This window comes from Thalassospira sp. CA1, from assembly GCF_059052855.1.
Genome location: NZ_JBZCIA010000008.1, coordinates 24,374 through 44,994 on the forward strand (window position 1 = coordinate 24,374; position 20,621 = coordinate 44,994).

General features: G+C 55.5%; 17 protein-coding genes and 1 tRNA gene. 8 read left to right on the forward strand and 10 right to left on the reverse strand.

Going from position 1 to position 20,621, the window contains the following annotated elements; genetic code table 11:
- The first annotated feature begins 3 nt into the window (after nt 1-3).
- Nucleotides 4-603: a sigma factor gene (locus tag AC5Q5A_RS13950; RefSeq protein ID WP_493895653.1), complete on the forward strand. Its 600-nt coding sequence runs from the start codon at nt 4-6 to the stop codon at nt 601-603.
- A gap of 21 nt (nt 604-624) precedes the next feature.
- Here AC5Q5A_RS13950 and AC5Q5A_RS13955 read toward each other — a convergent pair.
- The 4 genes from AC5Q5A_RS13955 to AC5Q5A_RS13970 form a co-directional block, all read right to left on the reverse strand.
- Nucleotides 625-698, reverse strand: a tRNA-Gly gene (locus tag AC5Q5A_RS13955).
- A 94-nt stretch (nt 699-792) separates the two neighbouring features.
- Nucleotides 793-1,950: a PQQ-dependent sugar dehydrogenase gene (locus AC5Q5A_RS13960; protein ID WP_493895654.1), complete on the reverse strand. Its 1,158-nt coding sequence runs from the start codon at nt 1,948-1,950 to the stop codon at nt 793-795.
- Nucleotides 1,951-2,012: 62 nt separating this feature from the next.
- Nucleotides 2,013-2,492 carry a xanthine phosphoribosyltransferase gene (gpt, locus tag AC5Q5A_RS13965; RefSeq protein WP_008889111.1) on the reverse strand — a complete coding sequence of 160 codons (480 nt, stop codon included), beginning with the start codon at nt 2,490-2,492 and terminating at the stop codon, nt 2,013-2,015.
- Between the two features lie 161 nt (nt 2,493-2,653).
- Nucleotides 2,654-4,207, reverse strand: a complete 1,554-nt coding sequence (locus AC5Q5A_RS13970; RefSeq protein ID WP_493895655.1) for a tetratricopeptide repeat protein — start codon at nt 4,205-4,207, stop codon at nt 2,654-2,656.
- Between the two features lie 460 nt (nt 4,208-4,667).
- Between AC5Q5A_RS13970 and AC5Q5A_RS13975 the strand changes: the two genes are divergently transcribed.
- Nucleotides 4,668-6,326, forward strand: a complete 1,659-nt coding sequence (locus tag AC5Q5A_RS13975; protein ID WP_493895656.1) for a methyl-accepting chemotaxis protein — start codon at nt 4,668-4,670, stop codon at nt 6,324-6,326.
- Nucleotides 6,327-6,401: 75 nt separating this feature from the next.
- Here AC5Q5A_RS13975 and AC5Q5A_RS13980 read toward each other — a convergent pair whose 3' ends face one another.
- From AC5Q5A_RS13980 to ubiE, 3 genes are read right to left on the reverse strand one after another with little or no spacing between them, the layout of a single operon-like run.
- Nucleotides 6,402-6,845, reverse strand: a complete 444-nt coding sequence (locus AC5Q5A_RS13980; protein WP_493895657.1) for a GNAT family N-acetyltransferase — start codon at nt 6,843-6,845, stop codon at nt 6,402-6,404.
- Between the two features lie 38 nt (nt 6,846-6,883).
- Nucleotides 6,884-8,446 (reverse strand): 2-polyprenylphenol 6-hydroxylase, encoded by a 1,563-nt coding sequence (gene ubiB / locus AC5Q5A_RS13985; protein ID WP_008889107.1) that lies wholly within the window; start codon nt 8,444-8,446, stop codon nt 6,884-6,886.
- A gap of 13 nt (nt 8,447-8,459) precedes the next feature.
- Nucleotides 8,460-9,233, reverse strand: coding sequence for a bifunctional demethylmenaquinone methyltransferase/2-methoxy-6-polyprenyl-1,4-benzoquinol methylase UbiE (gene ubiE, locus AC5Q5A_RS13990; RefSeq protein WP_063085689.1), 774 nt, complete (start codon nt 9,231-9,233; stop codon nt 8,460-8,462).
- Between the two features lie 156 nt (nt 9,234-9,389).
- On the opposite strand from ubiE, the gene AC5Q5A_RS13995 reads away from it, so the two are divergent.
- The 3 genes from AC5Q5A_RS13995 (at nt 9,390) to AC5Q5A_RS14005 (ending at nt 13,629) form a co-directional block, all read left to right on the forward strand.
- Nucleotides 9,390-10,034, forward strand: a complete 645-nt coding sequence (locus AC5Q5A_RS13995; RefSeq protein ID WP_008889105.1) for a phosphoribosylanthranilate isomerase — start codon at nt 9,390-9,392, stop codon at nt 10,032-10,034.
- 109 nt (nt 10,035-10,143) lie between these two features.
- Nucleotides 10,144-11,136 carry an ion transporter gene (locus tag AC5Q5A_RS14000; protein ID WP_493895658.1) on the forward strand — a complete coding sequence of 331 codons (993 nt, stop codon included), beginning with the start codon at nt 10,144-10,146 and terminating at the stop codon, nt 11,134-11,136.
- A 228-nt stretch (nt 11,137-11,364) separates the two neighbouring features.
- Nucleotides 11,365-13,629 carry an anthranilate synthase component I gene (locus AC5Q5A_RS14005; RefSeq protein ID WP_493895659.1) on the forward strand — a complete coding sequence of 755 codons (2,265 nt, stop codon included), beginning with the start codon at nt 11,365-11,367 and terminating at the stop codon, nt 13,627-13,629.
- Nucleotides 13,630-13,773: 144 nt separating this feature from the next.
- Here the strand turns inward: AC5Q5A_RS14005 and AC5Q5A_RS14010 are convergent, their stop codons facing one another.
- On the reverse strand, nt 13,774-14,391 hold the full coding sequence (locus tag AC5Q5A_RS14010; protein ID WP_197146504.1) for an RNA methyltransferase: 618 nt from the start codon (nt 14,389-14,391) through the stop codon (nt 13,774-13,776).
- A 275-nt stretch (nt 14,392-14,666) separates the two neighbouring features.
- On the opposite strand from AC5Q5A_RS14010, the gene AC5Q5A_RS14015 reads away from it, so the two are divergent.
- Both AC5Q5A_RS14015 and AC5Q5A_RS14020 read left to right on the forward strand, forming a co-directional pair.
- The gene (locus AC5Q5A_RS14015; protein ID WP_063085705.1) at nt 14,667-14,864 is read left to right on the forward strand and encodes a CsbD family protein; all 198 of its coding nucleotides are present in this window, start codon (nt 14,667-14,669) and stop codon (nt 14,862-14,864) included.
- Between the two features lie 138 nt (nt 14,865-15,002).
- The gene (locus AC5Q5A_RS14020) at nt 15,003-15,200 is read left to right on the forward strand and encodes a DUF1289 domain-containing protein (RefSeq protein WP_493895660.1); all 198 of its coding nucleotides are present in this window, start codon (nt 15,003-15,005) and stop codon (nt 15,198-15,200) included.
- On the opposite strand, the gene AC5Q5A_RS14025 is transcribed toward AC5Q5A_RS14020, so the two are convergent.
- Both AC5Q5A_RS14025 and AC5Q5A_RS14030 read right to left on the reverse strand, forming a co-directional pair.
- Nucleotides 15,192-17,156 carry a sensor histidine kinase gene (locus AC5Q5A_RS14025; protein WP_493895661.1) on the reverse strand — a complete coding sequence of 655 codons (1,965 nt, stop codon included), beginning with the start codon at nt 17,154-17,156 and terminating at the stop codon, nt 15,192-15,194. The genes AC5Q5A_RS14020 and AC5Q5A_RS14025 overlap by 9 nt on opposite strands.
- Entirely contained in the window at nt 17,146-19,380 is a 2,235-nt protein-coding gene (locus tag AC5Q5A_RS14030) for an EAL domain-containing protein (RefSeq protein WP_493895662.1), read from the reverse strand. The genes AC5Q5A_RS14025 and AC5Q5A_RS14030 overlap by 11 nt, the downstream gene beginning before the upstream one ends.
- A 425-nt stretch (nt 19,381-19,805) precedes the next feature.
- Between AC5Q5A_RS14030 and AC5Q5A_RS14035 the strand changes: the two genes are divergently transcribed.
- Nucleotides 19,806-20,579, forward strand: a complete 774-nt coding sequence (locus AC5Q5A_RS14035) for a HugZ family pyridoxamine 5'-phosphate oxidase (protein ID WP_493895663.1) — start codon at nt 19,806-19,808, stop codon at nt 20,577-20,579.
- Nucleotides 20,580-20,621: the final 42 nt, after the last annotated feature.

Below are 20,621 nucleotides of genomic sequence, written 5' to 3' on the forward strand. Positions count from 1 at the left end.
ACCATGAAGTTTGCATCGACACATCATACAAACTCAGACTGGCAGGCCTTGCAAAAAGGCCTGCGCAGTTTCGTCTATCACCGTCTCCCACAGGACGCGGTCGACGATGTCGTTGCCGACATCCTTGAAACGATCATCCGCAAAAAATCGGATCTTCGCATGGCATCCAATCCATCGGCATGGATTTATGCCGTCGCACGCAGCAAGGTGGCGGACTTCTATCGACGACAGGGGCGCGAACATACCGCACTTCAGGCCCTCAATACCGATCCGACCCTGTTGAACCATGACGAGCCGCACGACAAACCCGGTTTGCATGACTGCGTGATGGGTTTCATCGGTCGATTGAGCAAAACCGACCAGACCGTACTTGAAGAAATCGATATCAACGGCATACGGCAAACCGACTTCGCCACCCGCAATGCCATTGCCCTCCCGACAGTGAAGTCACGCGTCCAACGCGCCCGAAACCGTCTGCGCGATCGGTTGGTTGCCTGCTGTCCCGGTGGCGACAAGGGTCATAATGAAGATGCCGGTGATGATGCCACGGCATGCAATGGCGCATGCCAAAATACGGGCGCCTGTCCGCCGGACCGGATGTGATGATGTCTGTGGGAAAAGGCTTGGAGCGGGTGAAGGGAATCGAACCCTCGTATGCAGCTTGGGAAGCTGCCGTTCTACCATTGAACTACACCCGCGAAGCGCGCGATTTATAGCCCGCTTTTCCGATCAACGCAAGCCGGTCCCATCCAGATCCATCCAATTAATTGCCCTACCAAATACTGGAAAACTTTAGCCTTCCGGCACCATGCGCCAGATCGCACTGGCATGGTCATCAGAAATCAGGATCGATCCGTCGATATAGTGTTTCACGTCGACCGGGCGCCCGATCACTTCGCCATTGCTGCGCAGGAAACCGACAAGGAACGGGTTTTCTGTCACCGGCTTGCCATTGATGAACTCGACCCGAACCACCTCGTACCCATCGGGTATCGTTCGGTTCCAGGATCCATGCAGCGCCACCAGCGCATCCCCACCATCGAAGGTGAAGCCAAGCGGCGCATTATGGGCATTAAAGGTAAATTCCGGGAAAGTGACTTCTTCTGGCACCGTTTCATCGGAAAATTGCGGGCTTCTGGTGTCATTCCCCGCATACCACGGGTAGCCATAGAACTGGCCAGACTGGCTGGCGCGATTAAGTTCCTCACGCGGGATATTATCGCCCAGCATATCGCCGCCATTATCGGTAAACCAAAGCTCGTCCGTTTCCGGATGGAAGCTCAGCCCGACAGAATTGCGAATGCCGCTGGCATAAATGTCCGGTGCACCACCATTAACCGGGATGGAGATGATCGTGCCTTCAAGACCGCTGACCTTGCAGATATTGCACGGTGCCCCGACCGCAACAAACAGGCGGTCGCCATCGGGTGACAACGCGGCATAGCGCCAACCATGATGGCGCTCATCGGGCAGATTGGTAAACAGGATCCGCGGGCGACCAAGGCTTTCGCCATCAAAATTGGCAAGATCATAGGACACGATGCGGTGTTGATCGGCGACAAACAGGGTACCGGGTTTATAGGCAATTCCGTTGGCCAGCTTGAAGTCATCGGCAATCAGATTGACGTCCTCGGCAACGCCATCGCCATCCTGGTCGCGCACGAAATAAAGGTTCGGTCCGCGCGTCCCGACAAAAGCGCCGTTCAGCTCCGGGGCAACCGCAATCGTCCGGGCGTTGCTCACCTCGGCAAAGACCGAAAGGCGATATCCGCTTTCAGCAGTCAGCATCGATTGAACGCGTGCCACCCGTTCGGAAACCTGCTGAGCCTGTGCCGAAAGACCTAGTGCTGTCACAGCCGCGGCAGAGACAGCCCCAAAACACAAACGCCCGGCCCATCGGCGTGCGGTGTGCAACTGGCGACGGAAGTCCGGGCGTAAATATTGGGTCATCCTGAAATCTCCTTGTCTGGCAATCGGCCTTACAAGGGATACGGTTAGTTTCCCCAGGTCGATTAACGCACGCGTTCAGAGATCGGGGCGTTGACCGACAGTTCCATGTCCCAGGGGAAGTAAATCCAGGTGTCCTGGGAGACTTCGGTCACAAAGCTGTCAACGATTTCACGGCCAAGCGGCTTGGCATAAACCGTTGCGAAATGCGCATGCGGCAGTTTTTCGCGCACAGCCTTGGCGGTTTTGCCGGTATCGACCAGATCATCAATGATCAGCATATCGGTGCCGTCACCCTTGATGTCTTTCAGCCATTCCAGATCGCCACGCGTCTTGTCAGAGTAGCTGCGTACGCACACCGTATCAATCAGGCGAATATCAAGTTCGCGGGCAATGATTGCCGCCGGCACAAGACCGCCACGGGTGATTGCCACGATTCCCTTGAACGGGCCTTTTTCCAACAGTCGCCATGCAAGTGCACGGGCATCGCGATGCATCTGTTCCCAGGAAACCGGGAAACCTTTGTTATAAGCAGCTTCGCTCACAAGAATTCTCCTGCGCCAGATCGGTTCGCCAAATGAATGTGCCCAGAGATTACCTAAAGGCGTCACCCAAAGGCATCACCATCCAGACCCGCATTCCACAAAATTAAGCCGCTTAACTACGCCCTGTTGGGCCCGAAGGCAAGTATTCGCTGGCAGCGTTGTTACTGCGCGTTCATCCGCGCTTGCAGCAGGGTTGAAAAATCACTGCCGAGTTTCTGGATCGCCGATGACCAGTCGCCGGGTTTATCCTGACGATAGATCCGCAAGGTCGGATACCACGGGCTATCGGCCCGATGCACCATCCAGCGCCAGTCGGTCGTGTAAAGCTGCAACATCCAGACCGGCACACCAAGCGCGCCTGCCAGATGGGCCGGTGAGCTGTCAATCGTGATCACCAGATCCATCGCCTGCATCAATGCGGCACTGTCGCCAAAATCATGAATATGATCACCAAGGTCGGTGACAAAGGCATGCAGGCCAAGCTTGTCGATATCGCCGCGGCGCTCATCAATCTGGAAGCTGTAAAACGCCGCCCCCTTGGCCGACAAAATCGGCAACAACGTCTCAAGCGGGCAGGACCGATCGCGCGGATTAAGCTTGCCCGCCCAGATCAGCCCGACCTTAAGCACCGTACCCGGCGGCGGTGCCAATCGCGCGCGTTTGCCCTGCGGCGCGGAGATGTAGCTATCTGTCGAGATTTTCTGAAGCTCTTTGGATCCGATGCCCATCACATGCGGCAGGCTTAAAAGCGGCACATGCACATCAAATTCCGGAAGCGGCCGGCCCTTTTCCACAACGGTACCCACACCCGACACAGTTTTCATAATCGGGATCAGTTCCTTGCGGCATTCAAGGATCACATGTGCGGCCTTTTGAGCCACAAGCGGCACAAAACGCGCAAACTGGATCATGTCGCCAAAGCCCTGCTCGGCACGCAGTAAAATGCGTTTGCCGCGAAGATCAGCTTTGCCATCCCATTCAGGGGCGGTTTCAAGCGGCCGGATCGGATTATCGGCAAGTTTGCGGCGCGTCTCATACCCCGCCCAACCTTCGGCATAATTGCCAATCGCAAGATGCGCCAGCGACTTGTCCCAGTTCGCATCGACATAATCGGGATCAATCGCAAGCGCACGCTCGAAATAGTCAAGCGCCTCTTCAAAGCGGTTCATATCGCGATACACAAGACCGGTGTTAAACGTATGCGACTTCACCGTGTCATCAAGTGCAAGCGCCTTCTTGTGCGCAACAAGCGCCTCGTCAAAGCGCATCATTTCGCGCAGGCAATTGCCCATATTCGACCACAAGCCGGCATTGCCGGGGCGCAAGTCTGCCGCGCGTCGATAGGCAATCAGGGCGGCCTCGAACTTCTTGCTGCGACGAAGCGCCACGCCAAGGTTGTTCCACACATCCGGTTGATTGGGGTTCTGGCGAAGGGCCGTGCTGTAAAGGCGGATGGCGTCATCAATCTGGCCGGCCTGATGGGCGGCAAGACCGCGCTGAAACAGATCACTGATCACCTGTCGGCGCTGAACCGCCGCATCACCATTTTTGATCGACGGCATGCTTTGATCGCTGGTAGCAACATCTTGGTTTTCAGGGGTGGCATCCTTGGCCGAAATCACCGGATCATCCTGTTTGGCCGGCATATCATCGGCAGACGGCTTTGATGCCTTCTTTGCCGGTCGTTTTTTGCGCGTTGTCGCCGCTTTCGCCATTCCTGTTCCCCCCCGGTGCCTTTGCCCTTGTCTGGCAAAAGCCATCGCCCCCATTAAAGGCATTTCCCACAGACTGACCACGGCTCTGACCGCCCGATTCGGCGGCATGTGGCCTTTCCTGCACAAAGCATAATTTACCAAAAAAGCCTTACCAATAAGTGGATTTATTCATTTGGTTTTATGGAAATGGAATATTCACCACGCCCATCGTTTCTTGTTTCAGTAATTTTACCAGATGGGGTAGCCTCAGCGGCATAACAACAAACCAGAATGTAGTCGTCACGCCTTTGTGCCTCATTACGGAAAAATAAACGCGCGAATTGGTCACTGTGAACATCACGCAGGGCAACAATTCGTCACAACCTGACTGTCGGTAACATGATCGGAGCTTCAGGCCGATCACCGACATCAGATCTAGGGATTGGGTTAATTCTGCCTTTGAAGGATTGGGAGACCGTAAATGGCCGAACCTAAGAGATCCGGTGCCTCCGTCGGACGTAAAGTGATTTTTGTGATTGTGGGACTTCTCATCGTCGGCTTCGCCGCGATGATGACCATCCAGACCGTCTCGCAACGCAATGCCATGATCGAAATCATGTATAATGAATCGGTCGAAAAAACCGAAATGCTGTCAACTGCGGTTCAGCCGGGCTTCATTGCCATGGACGGCGCATCCGTCGAAAAGGAATTCCGCAAGATCACCGACAAGGAAAGCTCGCAGCTGGCAAGCCTGATCGCGGCAAATCCTGATGGTGATGCCATCGGCACCTATCAATCTGAAACACTCAAAAAGCATGATCTGGCAGCCCTGATCGAGCCATATCTCGGGCAGCTTGAAAACAAGGAAGTCATCAGCTTCATTTCCGAAGACGCCGTGATCGTCGGTGCCCCGATCACCAAATACTCCAAGCGCCGCGACGAAGATCAGTATCGCGGCATGCTGGTTACCGCCTGGTCACTTGATCGCGTCAATGCCGAAGTCCAGCAGGCCGTTATCATTCAGGTCGCCCTTGCTGCGGCCATTCTGGTGGTTTTGCTCGGCGTCACATGGTTTGTTCTGCGCCATCAGATCCTGACCCCGATGGTCAAGATCAATGGCGCGATGCGGTCGCTTGTCGATGGCGAACTGGATGTCGATATCCCGGGCCTTAAGCGCAATGACGAAATCGGCGAAATGGCGTCATCGGTCGAAATCTTTAAGGAAAACGCCAAGCGCGTCGCCCAGCTTGATCGCGAACGCGAACAGGAACGCGAACGTGCCGAGGCCAAACGTCGTGAAGCCATGGCGGCCCTAGCCGGTCGGTTTGAACAAACCGTGATGGGTGTGGTCGATGGCGTGTCTGGCGCATCTGGCGAAATGCAGGAAGTCGCCCAGACCATGGTGGCAGCCGTCCAACAAAACGAGGCTGGTTCACAGGCCGTGGTTGCCGCTGTTGAGCAGGCCAACCATAGTGTCGAAACCGTCGCCAGTGCCGCCGAACAACTTGCTGTTTCGATCCGCGACATCAGCGCGCGGGTAAATGAAACATCCAATATCACCGCCAATGCCACGACCGAGGCAAACCGGGTCAACGAAATGGTTCAGGGTCTTGATGTCTCGGCACAGAAAGTCGGCGAGGTCGTCCAGATCATTCAGGCAATTGCCGAACAGACCAACTTGCTGGCACTTAACGCCACGATTGAGGCCGCCCGCGCCGGTGATGCTGGCAAGGGCTTTGCCGTGGTCGCCAACGAGGTCAAAAACCTCGCCAACCAGACCGCGCGTGCGACCGAGGATATCTCTGAACAGATTTCCGGTATTCAGGGCTCGACCCAGCAGGCGGTTGGCGCGATTGACGGGATCACCGGCATCATTGCCAACCTGAATGACATCGCATCCGAAGTAGCGGCTGCGGTCGAAGAACAGGGTCAGGCCACCACGGAAATCTCGACCTCGGTTCAGCAGGCGGTTCAAAGCACGCAGGAAGTGTCCAATCACATCCGCGAAATGCAGGAAGCCGCCCGCCAGACCGGCGAAGCCGCCCATCAGGTATTGGGCGCGTCTGATAAGCTTAACAGCCAGTCGGGCACGCTGCGCGGTGAGGTTGGCAACTTCCTCAATGAAGTGCGCGCAAGCTAAGCGTCATCTGGCTTAAAACCAAAAAAAAACGCCGCCCGGTTTTCCGTGGCGGCGTTTTTGTTTTTCGATGTGGTCCTAGCGTAATGGATCGCGGTTTCTTGCGTCCTCATCAAGGCGCATCATCATCATGTCGTCGAGATCAGCATAGCCATGCAAACGATAAAGCGGTTGCATATCCGCTGTCGCCAAAAGCCAGCGTTTCACACGCTTTAGTTCCGGATGGTTATGCAACGCATCGATCATTTTGGCGGCAATGCCGATGCGGCGATAATCCGGATCGACAAACACATCGGCAACATAGGCAATGGCGATCTGATCACTGACCACGCGCGCAAAACCGACCTGACGGCCATCGCAATAGGCGCCGACAGGAAATGACATCTCGACAGATCGATCAAACTCACCGCGGGTTCGCCCGGCGGCCCAATAAGAGGCAGCGATAAAATCATAGCAATATTCAAGATCAATCCGCGCCCGATCCAGGCTGATTTCAATGGTTTTGCCGCCATCTGCCATCATGGTCGTCCCACAAGGTGTCGTCCCGTAAGGTGATTGGGTTATTTCAGGTAAACCGCAACAGCCAGTGCCGCAATCGCCACCCACATCACAAGGGATTGGCGCGAAAATCCGCCAGGTTTGCTTTGCCCGTTATTTGGCTTGCCACGCATGGCGGCAACCGTGTCGGGATGCAGGCGCAATCCCTGATCAGTAAAGACGGCGGATGCCTGTTCTGCGGCTTCGATCACGCGCGGCAGTCGGCGCAACATGGTGCCAGCCTGAAGGGTAGCCTCCTTGATCTTGGCTTCCGGACCAAGGTTTTCACGCATCCAGTCTTCGATCAGCGGACGCGACAGTTCCCACATATTCTCATTCGGGCTGAGAATACGTGAAAGCCCCTCGGCGACGATCATGGTTTTTTGCAGCATCAAAAGCTGCGGCTGGGTTTCCATGCCGAACTGTTCGGTAATCTGGAACAACTGCCCCAACAACCGGCCGACGGAAATATCGGCCAGTTCCTTGCCCAGGATCGGCTCGCCAATCGAACGACACGCCTGCTGGAAGTTTTCAAGTGACTGGTTGCGCGGAACATACCCTGCTTCGAAATGGACCTCGGCCACGCGGTGATAATCACGCGTCAAAAAGCCCAGCAGCATCTCGGCCAGATACAGGCGCGTTTGCTTATCCACCCGGCCCATGATGCCGAAATCAACCAAACTTACCCGGCCATTTTCATCAACAAACAGGTTGCCCGGATGCATGTCGGCATGGAAAAAACCGTCGCGGAAAACCTGTTGGAAAAATGCCCCGGCCGCCTTGGCCAGCAAGTCCGACCGGTCAATGCCCATGCGATCAAGGGCTTCGACATTATCAATGCGCACACCCTTGACCCGTTCCATGGTCATCACGTGTTCAGCCGTGCGTTCCCAATCGATCTGCGGGATGTAATAGGTCGGATCGTCTTCAAAGTTTTGGCGGAATTCCGATGCCGCTGCCGCCTCGAAACGCAGGTCCATCTCAAGATGAACACTGTCTTCAAGCGCCTTGACCGTTTCAATCGGTTTAAGACGACGCAGGCGCGGCTGGGTCAGTTCGACAAGTTCCGCAATCCAGTAAAACAGGTCCATGTCGCGCGCAAAGCGATACCGGATATCCGGGCGCAGGACCTTGACCGCCACTTCGCGCCCGTCGGTCGTGGTCGCGAAATGCACCTGTGCGATGGATGCTGCGGCGACGGGCGTTTCATCAAATTCGGCAAACAGCACGTCAAACGGTTCGGCCAGCTGTTCGGTGATGATGCGTTTGGCAACCTTGGCCGAAAACGGCGGCAGGCGATCCTGAAGCGACGACAGGTCGGCCGCCACATCATCGCCAATCAAGTCGGATCGGGTCGCCAGGGTCTGGCCAAGCTTGATAAAGGCCGGGCCCAATTCCTCAAGCGCACGCGCAAGGCGCTTGCCCGGTGGCAAATCAGACCGGCGCGAAAACGGTGCGGTCAGGCGGGCCAGAAACGCGACAAGTTTTCCCCCCGGCACAAGGGCGAGAGGAAACAGCGCATCATAGCGCGCCAAAGTGCGCGCCATGGCAAGCAGGCGAAAGCTGTTACGAATAAAACGGATCATGCGTCAAACGCCCTTATATCCGCCAACCGGAATGAATCGCTGCAATCCCGCCAGACAGGTTGCGGTATTTTACCCGCTCAAAGCCGGCAGCCCGGATCATGGATGCAAATGTTTCCTGATCGGGGAACTTGCGAATGCTTTCCGCCAGATACTGATAAGCTTCGCGATTGCCCGCAATAAACCGTCCGATTTCGGGCAAAAGCTTGAACGAATAGGTATCATACAGCTTGTCAAACCCCGGCACGACGACCTTGGAAAATTCAAGACACTGGAACTTTCCACCCGGACGCAGGACGCGATAGGCTTCTGAAAGCGCTTCTTCAATGCGGGTCACATTGCGAATGCCAAAGGCGATGGTATAGGCATCAACCGACTGGTCTGGCAGCGGCAATTTCTGCGCATCACCGACCGTCCAGTTGATGTTTTTCAGGATCCCGTGATCAACCGCGCGGTCGCGCCCGACATGGAGCATTTCATAGTTGATGTCACAGACCGTGACAGAGCCACCACCATTTTTCAGGAAGCGAAACGCAATATCACCAGTACCCCCGGCAACGTCGAGAAGCTTCATTCCCGGACGCGGCTTGAGCTCGTTGATGAAGCTGTCTTTCCACAAGCGATGCACGCCACCGCTCATCAAATCGTTCATCAGGTCATATTTCGACGCAACAGTGTCGAAGACCTCGCGCACCATGGATGCCTTCTGGCTTTCGGGAACATCACGAAAACCAAAGTGGGTTGTGTTTTCGCCGGTTTCGCCCGCGGCAGGGTCTGTGTTCTTGCTCATGGCCGGGAAAATAGCGCAGCAATGATTATCCTGCCAGTGGAAAGCCACGACAAAACGCAAATATCCTGTTGGATCGTGGTCATTTCTGTTAAGTCAATCTGACGCGGCAAGCGTTTGCCAAGAAGATTAGAGCGACGACAAGAACAGGATGCCCCGATGACCTGCATGGTAAAAATCTGTGGAATTAACAGCGAAGATGCCGCGATTGCAGCCATGAGTGCCGGGGCAGATGCCCTTGGATATGTCTTCTTCCCGCCAAGCCCGCGCCATATCTCGCTTAAGGGTGCCAAGACGCTCACCGAACGGGTTCCCAACAGCATCTATAAGGTTGGGCTGTTTGTCGAAGCCGGTGACGAGGCGCTTGAAAACGCGATCAAGGCCGGCAATCTCGACGTCATCCAGCTTCATGGCAAGGAAAGCCCGGAACGCGTGGCCGAGGTCAAGGAACGCTTTGGCCTCAAGGTCATGAAGGCCATTTCGGTCAGCACCGCAAACGATATCGAAAACGCCAAGAAGAACTATGACGGCGTTGCCGATTTTCTGTTGTTTGATGCCAAGCCCCCCAAGGACAGCGTCCTTCCCGGCGGCAATGCCGTGTCATTCGACTGGACGCTTCTGACCGGTCAGAACTTCCAAAGCAACTGGATGCTGGCTGGCGGACTTGATCCCAGCAATGTCGCAGAGGCCGTCAAGATTACAGGCGCGCCCTGGGTGGACGTGTCATCCGGTGTCGAACGCAGCAAGGGGGTCAAGGACCCGCGCAAGATCTCGGCTTTCATCCAGGCGGCAAAAGGGTACTGATCCCGCTGAGCAACTGCGATCAGAGCTGATTTAACCATTTCTGAAATGATTGGGCGCAAAACTGCCCGGGCAATATTGCACTCCATTGCCCGGACCGAGTACGCGCGACATGAAACCGACCCTTCGATCAAGAACCCAGAAACTTCTGCACGGTGTTGACCGGGAATCGCGGTTTTCGCTGTTTGTGCATCTGGTTCTGGCCAGCGCGATCATCATCAATGTCGTCTCCGTGATCTTTGACTCGGTCGAAGCCTTTGCCGAACGCTATTTCATTCTGTTTGCCACAATCGAGATCGTCTGCACGCTGATCTTTGCCATCGAATATGGCCTGCGTGTCTGGTCTGCCCCGGACAATCCGCGCTTTAGTGGCCGATTTGCGCGTCTGCGCTATATGCTAACCCCGATGGCGCTGATTGACCTTCTGGCGATCCTGCCGATCTTCCTGTGGTTCTTTACCAGCATTGATTTGCGCTTTATCCGCATCGTCCGGTTGCTGCGCCTGTTGAAATTCACCCGCTATTCCACCGGGCTGGAACTGATGATGCTGGTGTTTCGCCAGCAAATGGGCATTTTTGGCGCCGCCAGTGCCGCCCTTGCCTGCATGCTGGTGTTCAGTGCCGGGGCGATTTACCTTGCCGAACACGAAGCCCAACCTGAACAATTCTCCAACCTGCTTGATGCGCTTTACTGGAGTGTCATAACGCTTGCCACAGTCGGCTATGGCGATGTTGTCCCCATCACGCCGTTTGGCAAACTCCTTGCCAGCATCATCTCATTGACCGGTATCGGCATTGTTGCCGTCCCGGCCGGTATTCTGGCGTCGGCCTTTAACGCCGAACTGCGCAGGCGCGAAAGCGAGTATCGCCATCAGGCCACCCGCCAGTTGCTGGGCAAACGCCTGACCGAACGGGTCCGCCACAAACTAAGGTCCCATCAGGAGGAACTCGGCATCAGCGAAGAACAGGCCCAGTCCATCATCGAGGACATCCGCGATGTCCATCGCAATGAAAGCGATGAAATCCTGACCTGTCCGCATTGCCATCAGCCACTTCATCTTGAACTGCACGACACCGAAACAACACCCACGCCGCAAAAGTCTTGACGCCCGGTTTTTTTGGGCACATGGTTGACCCATGAAAACACACGGCATGAACCCGACCCACATTGCAAATCGTTGGTGGTGGCTCGCTTAAGCGGGCGGCCAAAACTCGTGCCCTAAACATACCGGCCGCCTCATTCTTGCAGGCGGCTTTGTGTTTTCAGACTTCTTCTTCCTTGTCTTAAGATCACATGGCTCCTGCAGCGCTTGGCCCACACAGGAGTAAAAAACGTGACGCCCCCGACAAGCCAAACCGGCATTTCCACTGACAGCAGCGAGTATCGCTACACCACCGATGGCGGTGTCTCGGTCATCCGCCGCATGACCGAAATGCCCTATGAAAACGCAACCGAAGGCCTGATTGATGCGCTTGATGCCACCAAGGGCGTGTTGCTGTCTTCAAGCTATGAATTTCCGGGGCGCTATTCGCGTTGGGATATGGGCTTTGATGCCCCACCGATTGAAATTATCGGGCGCGAACGCGGCTTTGCCGTGCATGCACTCAATGATCGTGGGCGGGTTTTGCTGGATGTCATTTCAAGCGCGCTTGAAAACCATCCCCATGTCGAAAGCCTGACCAACGGCGAAGACGGGCTTTATGGCGTGGTCAAAAAACCCGCCGCCTGGTTCCCCGAAGAAGAGCGCAGCCAGCAACCCAGCCTGTTTTCGGTTATGCGCGCACTGCGTGATTTGTTCGGGCACAAGGGCGATGAACGTCTTGGGCTGTATGGTGCCTTTGGCTATGACATCGCGCTTCATTTCGAACAGATCAATCTGGCGCAAGACCGCCCGGCGGATCATAAGGACATCCACCTGTTCCTGCCCGATCAGATGGTCACAGTCGACCATGCCTCGCGCGTCGCCACCCGGTTTGATTACGAATTTATCGCACCCGATGGTCGCAGCACCGCAGGGCTAGAGCGCATTTCCCAACCCCACCCGCCATCACGCGGCAACAACGCCGCCATCGAAAACGACATGAAACAGGGCGAATATGCCGCCATTGTTGAGGATGCCAAGCACCGCTTTGCCCGTGGCGAATTGTTCGAAGTCGTGCCCAGCCGGGTTTTCCGCACCGCCTGCGATGTCAAACCGTCGGAAATTTTCCGCCGTCTTAAGCGTCGCAACCCGGCCCCTTACGGCTTCCTGATCAATCTCGGCGATGGTGAACACCTGATTGGCGCATCACCCGAAATGTATGTCCGGGTCAAGGGACAGCGTATTGAAACCTGCCCGATCTCCGGCACCATCGCGCGTGGCCGCGACGCGATTGAGGATGCCGAAAATATCCGCACGTTGCTGAACTCGGCCAAGGAAGAGTCGGAACTCACCATGTGCACCGACGTCGATCGCAACGACAAGGCACGCGTTTGCAAACCGGGCAGCATCCGCATTCTGGGCCGGCGTCAGATCGAAATGTATTCGCGTCTGATCCACACGGTCGACCATGTCGAAGGTCGCCTGCGTGAAGGGTTTGATGCGCTCGATGCCTTCCTGACCCATTGCTGGGCCGTAACTGTCACCGGTGCGCCCAAGCGTGCTGCGATGAAACATATCGAGGCCGTCGAACGCAGCGCACGCGCCTGGTATGGCGGGGCGATTGGCGCGGTTCTCTGCAATGGTGATCTCAATACCGGCCTGACGTTGCGCACCGTGCGGCTCAAACAGGGTGTCGCCGAAGTCCGTGCGGGCGCGACATTATTGTTTGATAGTGAACCGGACGCCGAAGAAGCCGAAACCGTGCTTAAGGCATCGGCGATGATCGATGCCGTCACCCGTGATGCCAAGGATGAAGTCACCCTTGATCCGACGGTGTCAGGTGTAGGCAAACGCGTGCTTCTGATCGATCACGAAGACAGCTTTGTGCAAAACCTTGCCAGTTACATCCGCGCGACGGGGGCCGAAACGCTCACACTCCGTCCGGGATTCCCCGATCAGGCGTTTGAGGATTTCAAACCTGATCTGGTGTTCCTGTCACCAGGCCCCGGGCGGCCGGATGACTATCACCTGCGCGACAGTATCGAACGCGCCCTTGCTGCGGGTTTGCCGGTGTTCGGGGTTTGCCTTGGTCTGCAGGGGATTGTCGAATTCTTTGGCGGGTCACTGGGTCAACTTGTCACACCGATGCATGGCAAACCGTCAAAGGTGAAACTCGATACAACCGATCCGCTGTTTGATGGCCTGCCCGAAGACATCGTTGTCGGACGCTACCATTCCCTGTTTGCCAAGGCGGCTGAAATGCCAGCCGACCTTACGGTCACGGCGCGCAGTGATGACGGGGTGATCATGGGCATCCGCCACAAAAGCCTGCCGATCAGTGCCGTGCAGTTCCACCCCGAAAGCCTTTTGACCCTTCAGGGCGAAGTCGGCATGCGCATGATTGCAAACCTTCTGCGCAACCCGCATGGCGAAAGCCCGGACGACAAGATCGAAGACCCCGAACAGGACGACACGACAAACAAGGAAGAGACAGCGACCGATCACAAGGCCGCCTAGACCATCACCAAACACCCTGATCTGCGTAGCGTGCCAAGCCCCCCCCTGTCAAGGCACAGCAAACCGCAGATCACACACAGCAACGGCCGTGCTCCTCCCTCGCGGCCGTTGCTTCTTTATATCGGGGGCATTGGGTTGCGGTAATCAGGCGTCGTCATCATCAAGCGAACCGTCGATTACGGAGTAATCCGGCGGCGGGGCCTGACGGAATTTTTCCGGGTCACCCTTGCGTTTGTCGCGCGTGCGCGAAATCCAGCCGCCGTAATGCGCTTCGGGCTTGGGTTCGGTCGGCGCACCGGCACGCACCGGGCGCGGGGCAAACCGGCCCAGATTGATCACGCGGTCATACATCACGATATTGGCGGCAATCGCCACATTGACACAGAAACTCATCGGGATCTTGATGATGAAATCGCATTTTTCCTGCATTTCATCAGACAGGTTTCCGCGTTCCGGACCCAGGATATAGGCCGCTTGCGACGGATGCTTGAAGCTTGGCAGTTCAATCGCATCGGGTGTCAGTTCGACCCCCACCATGCGGCAGCCTTGCGGCAGGAACAGGTTTTCGTGATCGGGGAAATGATAGTAGGGCATCTGTTCGCCCGACTTCGATGTATCGGTGATGTTGGAGCGTTCCTCACGGAAATCTGCATCCACCGTAAACGCAAAACTTGCGCCAAAGGCATGGGCAGAACGAAACAGGGTGCCCACATTCAAAGGCTTGCTTGCCCCTTCAATTCCAATCCCGAAATAGCCGCGCATATCTTCCTCCGTGCCGCACCAGACAGCCGATGTGGGGCCGGTGCGAAAACAACTCCATAAAAAGAACTGTAGGGGGCTATAGCGCCCCGGGCACGATATGGCAAGCAAACCACGGGCAATGCTGCCACCCGTTGCTGTAACCGCTTGCTCTGTCCGATTGCCTGAACCGACGTGGCAAAACAATTTGGAACAACACCGCTGCTGCTTCGTTGATTCTAGCAAAGGGCACAACATCCCTTGGTCGAGCAAACCGTCAATCAAAACAGGAGACGATAATGAATTGGGACCAAATCGAAGGACGTTGGAAACAGCTTACCGGTGACGTCAAAAAACAGTGGGGTCGCCTGACCGACGATGATGTCGATACCATTGATGGCCAGCAAGACAAACTGGTCGGCAAGATTCAGGAAGCCTATGGCATTCAACGCGAAGAGGCCGACCGTCAGGTCCGCGAGTGGTTCAATCGCCTTTAAGTGATTTGATTTAAGCCACAACCGGCCATTCCCCCGTTCGTTTCGCGCGCAGCCCAAGATCCTCCCCTTGATTGCTGCGCGCGAAACTGCTTTTCATGGGTCTGACATCTTTGTTTTCGCGTTTACAGGCCCATCATCATGCCCGTCAAATCCCCGTGCAACGGCACCTGCCTACTTGACCCAAGATCGGGTTACTGCATGGGATGTTATCGCACCGGCGATGAAATCGGTTCCTGGATGACCATGAGTGACGGCACCAAAAAACGCGTCATTTCCAAGACCCGCCAACGCCGCGCCGAACTCAAAAACGCGACCGGTGCAAGCTGTTCAGACTGACCCGGCCGAACGGGCAGATGCCAATTGTGCGTCGCCTTGAACGGAAAACGGGCTTTCCTGTGTTGCTTCGTAGGACGGCGCGTCCTTTGGCAGGATCATCTGGAATACGGTCCCCGATCCGGGCACAGACGAAATCTTGAGCTGACCACCAAGGGTGTTTTGAACCACATTCAAAATGATCGCCAATCCAAGCCCGCTGCCCCCGGTTGATCCGTCAACTGACCAGAATGGCTCGAAAACCTTTTCGTGATTTTCCGGCGCGATACCAATGCCGTTATCAGCAACTTCCAAAAGATAGTTTGCATCATCCCGATTGCTTAGCCTGATGCTGATCTTGCCGGTTTCCCGTCCGACAAAAGCATGCTGATGGGCATTCATGATCAAACTCAGCAGCACCTGATCAATCGCGTCACTGTAACTGTTCAGATGCGCGGATTGCGGCAGCGCCATCGTCAGTTCAATACCGGTCTTTTCAAACTGTTTGCGCAATGTTTCGACCAGATTGGTAACGACCTTGGTCAGATCGAAATTGCGAAGAACATGAACCGTCTGGTCTGTCGCCGTCTGATTGAAATGTTTCAGAAGTTCCTTGGTCCGGATGATGTTCTTCTGAAGAATTCTGTTGCCTTCCAGAAGGGAGTTGACCGCCTCCATGCGGTCTTCATCAAAGTCGCCTGCCTTGATCAGGCCTTGCTGCAAGTCCTGCAGATCATCGGCCATGGTGGTACTGACCGTAAGCGCATTGCCAAGCGGGGTGCGCATTTCATGTGACACCCCGGCAACAATCCGACCAAGGGATGCCATGCGCCCCTGAACAAGCAGATCCTTGGTCAAAAGCGCCTGAAGTTGTGCTGTTTGTCGTCGTCGCAGCAACAGATACCCAATCCCCCCCGACAGACCCCAAATCATGATGGTAACGAGGCCAACAAAGATCCCCTCTGCCGTTTTATCCCCTGCCCAGGCCTGATAGGCGGGCGCACTTCCGACCAGATGGAACCTTGCAGTTTCCGAATGCACGCTGCCGCTTGAAAAACTGCTCATCATCCGCTCAACCGGAAGGGTTTCCACCTCGTAAATCAGGCCATCAATTTCAAAACCAGCCTGTCGATCGACTGATTTGATGCGCTGCCAAAGTTCCGGACTGGCCTGCGCCACAGACGCATTATGCCCAAGCATGAAGCCCCAGTTGCGATCGTCGCTCGCCCCGGCCAGCCAGTATCCGTCGTGATTGATAAGTTCGGTTTGCGTCACACCGTCGGATGCAATGCCATACGGGATCAATGGCACCCGCATATCCAGATTGACGATCAGATATCCGACAATGCTTTGATCAACGCCACTGATCGGTGCCACCAGCCGGGTTGTCGGACGCAGCGGCATTTCGATCTCGCCATTTTCGACATTGAGGTCAAGCCTGCTGACATAAACCTGGCCAAGGCGCAAAGACCGGGCTGCTTCGAAATAATAACGATCAGACTTGTCTTGTAGCGCATCATCAGGGGAAACAATCACCTCGTTGCCGCGTGCATCAACCCGGATGGCTTCCATACCGGATGGCAGGATGATCCGAAGCTGGCTGAAACGTTGCACTTCACCCGCCAGTTCCGTGAAATATCTGATCGTCTCGTCCGGGCGGGTCTGAAATTCCTCAACTGCCGGATGCAGGATCGACAGGTTCAGGGTCTGGATGGCTGTTTCATACCATTGCTGGATGTCTGCCGCCCGATGGGTAACATCCACAAGCAATCGCCGAACCGTCCGTTCGTCTTCGCGGCTGGACTCAATTGTGTGCCAGAACGCCATCACGCCGAAAAACAGAAACATCCCGCCAAGCGCAAGAACGCCCGTGACCTGCCAGAAATAACCGCTCTGATGCCATTGCGCGTCGCGTCCATCGACCAAAGGCAGGGCTTTGTCGCCCGAAGACGGCGTTTGTGCATCCGGATCAGTCATCATCTGACCATCCGTCGCAATCCCGGCTTTTCAGCCAGTCGACAAATTCTTCCGGCACAATTCCCGGGCTGTACAGGAAACCTTGGGCAAACTGAATGCCAAGATCCTTGCAGATCCTTTGTTGTTCGATGGTCTCGATCCCCTCGGCGACCGCAGAAATTCCAAGGGTTTCTGCAATTTTTGCCGCGGTTTCGGTAACCTGATTGGCTCCTACATCCACCGCAAGCCCACTGATAAATGACTTGTCGATCTTGATGCCGCGCACCGGCAGGATATTCAGATGATTGAGCGACGAATACCCGGTGCCAAAATCATCAAGCCAAATCTCAAACCCAAGGCCCGCCAGTTTCTGCACACAGGCTGTCGCCTCGCCATCATTGGTAAATCGCTGGGTTTCGGTAATCTCAAAACCGACCGTTTCCGGTCCAAGATGATGGGAATTGCATGCCTCAATCAACTGATCGACGAAATCCATATTGCCGATATCATTTGCCGCCAGATTGATCGCCACCTTCAAGGGCGGCAGGCCCGCATGCCCAAGCATTTCGTTCAGGTTCCGAACGGCATCAAGGCATTGGAACGTGATCGCGCCACTTAATCCTGCCCGCTCGGCCACCGGGATGAAACGCCCCGGCGAGATGGGCTTTCCATCCTCCACCCAGCGACAAAGGACCTCGCTGCCAATGACAGCGCCGGTGTTCAGACAGATCTTCGGTTGAAAAACGAATGTCAGTTTCCGATCCCGAACGGCCTCTCGCAAGGCGCCGACCATCCGCAGTGAGCCCTGCACTTCATCGGCCATGGATGGCTCGAACTCAGCCGTACCACCCGGGCCTCTTTGCTTTTGTTTCAGCAAAGTCAGCCTTGCGGCCCGTTGTATATCGCTTGACCGGCGCCCTTGCGGATTACCGCGCACAACACCGATAGTTGCCCGCACGACAACCGGGCTTCCGACAACATCGAACGGATCGTCGAAGATTGCCTCAATGGCGGAAACTTCAAATGTGCCGGTACTATCAACAAGACCAAGCGTATATTCCCCGACGCGCGCGACAAATACCCCGTCCCCCGCCACGGCGCGCAAGCGTTCATAAACCGCGGTAATAATCCGCTCGAAATAATTGACACCAAATGCAACGCAAAACTGGGCGGCATCTTCGATGGCGATCATTGCGACGATGGCTGCATCGCTGCCATTTCGCGTCATATGCATCAGTTCGCGATCAAACGCGTTCTGATTGGGAAGGCCGACACGCTGATCGACAAACGCCAATTCGGCCAACTCGTTCATCAATGCCAGATTGTCAAAACAGATCCCGAGATTGGTGGCAAAAACTTCAACCAAAACAGTGTTTTCGCGGCTCAGGGTCTGATCATGCACAAAATAGATCAGCAACCGTCGTCCGGTATCGCTGCGATGGCTGAACACTATCTTGTTTTCCGAAATCAGCGGCATTTGGCCGCCTTCAAGCCCCTCGGAAATCAGGACATGATCAATGTCTTCGACCTCTAGAAGTTTCCTGCCGACATAGGGGGCAAACCGCCCCACACCCGACAGGACAACAAGGTCATTTTGGTGGTCGGGGAGCTCGGCCAGGGCGCAAACGCCGCCTTGCGGACTGACGCGCAGGATTGCGGCAAGCTGGGTCAGGACACCTTCGGCAAAGATATCGATACTCTTGTTTTGATAGAGGTATTGCGTGCCCTCGATCACCAGTTCAAGGCCGGTGCGCGTCCCCTTAAGAGCCCGCACATAGTCAACCGCCCGGATCGCCGTTGTCAGCGATGTGACAAGACGCGTGCGGGTCAACTCGTCCTTTGACCAGTAATCATCAACTTCATAATCGCGGATGACTTCCTTTTCCGGCGCATCACCGGGATATCCGGTGCGCAATATGATGCGCTGTTCGCGGTATCCTTCGGCACGAATCTCCTCGACCAGACGCAATCCGCTATCGGGACGCTCCATCACGATATCCAGCAGAATGACCGCGATATCAGGTGTTTCATGCAGAAGTTTCAGCGCCTCTTCGGCCGAAAAGACGTGGATCAGTTCGAGGGACCGTCCGAGGATTTTCACTCGCCCAAGGGCGAAGTCCGTTGCCTCGTGAACATCCCTGTCGTCATCGACGACCAGAATACGCCATCTTGTATCGCCTTGCCGCGCATCAAAGGTGCTTGAAGCTATCCTTGACGGCGAGGTTTCCGACATTGCGGGCTCAATCAACGTTGTTTCCCTTGTTCATTCGCGCACCTGCCCGCGACAAGAACCGGATCGGTCAGCAAACAACCATTTCCCGATGCTTTTACGCGCGAACAAGCGCGTGATGCCCTCACAAAGGGCGCAAAATCAATATCCCCGAAACGACCCCTTACCATCTCCTGGTACAGTATCCTCTGATAAGCGATATGGGATCACCCAAACGCGATTACAGCCCAATGATTGGCAATTTTCTGGTTCTTTCCGACGATGTTCGATTCTTGAACTCAGTCCCAATGGTAAACGTGCGTACGGCACGCAATTTTTTCAACCTATGGGATATCCGATTTGATGTTTTTACGCGCATCTACACGTTCTCCCGGACTCGGTTGCGCTGTCAGCAAGTTGGCTTTATCTGTTGATAGGCAACAACCACAAGGCACCGGCATCCCATGTCATCATATAACGCACCGTCATCACACGCCCTGCGCCAGATGCTGCGTCATGCCAGACGGGCCGTTCTGGCAACAACCGCGCACAATCACGCTCAGATCCCTGATGGCTGGCCGGTGACATCGATGGTTGTCCCGGCCTGCGACTTGGATGGTACGCCCTGCCTGCTGATTTCCGAACTTGCCGATCACACCCGTCATATCAAGGCCGACAATCGCGTTTCGCTTCTGGTGACAAACCACGATCTGGCCGAAAACAACGATGGTACGGCCACAATAGAAACCGATACCGCCCGATTAACCATCTTCGGGCGCGCCATGCCGGTAACAGCCGCCACTGACCTTGATCGGGTGAAGAAACGCTATCTGCAAACCCATCCCGATGCTGCCCAGTATGCCGGGTTTGCCGATTTCGGGTTCTATCGGGTTTCTGTCGATGCAGCCTACTGGGTAGGTGGATTTGGCAAACAACGCCGCCTTTCGGGTGACAAGCTGATACCCGCAAACATCACCCCCCTGATCGACGGCCATGACGGGATCGTTGCGCATATGAATGCCGATCATGCCGATGCCCTGTCTGGCATCGTTGGTCACTTCACCACCGCCGACCCCAGTGCTGGCTGGCAGATGCAATCGATTGACTGCGATGGCATGGTTTTGGCCGCCAATTCTGACGATATCGCACCGCTTAGAATCGACTTCCCGACCCCGGTCCGAACGCCGGACGAGGCGCGCGAAATTTTGGTCAAAATGTGCAAAATATGGCGCGCATAAGTCGGACCATTTGCATTCTGAACATTAAACCCGCGACCCTGA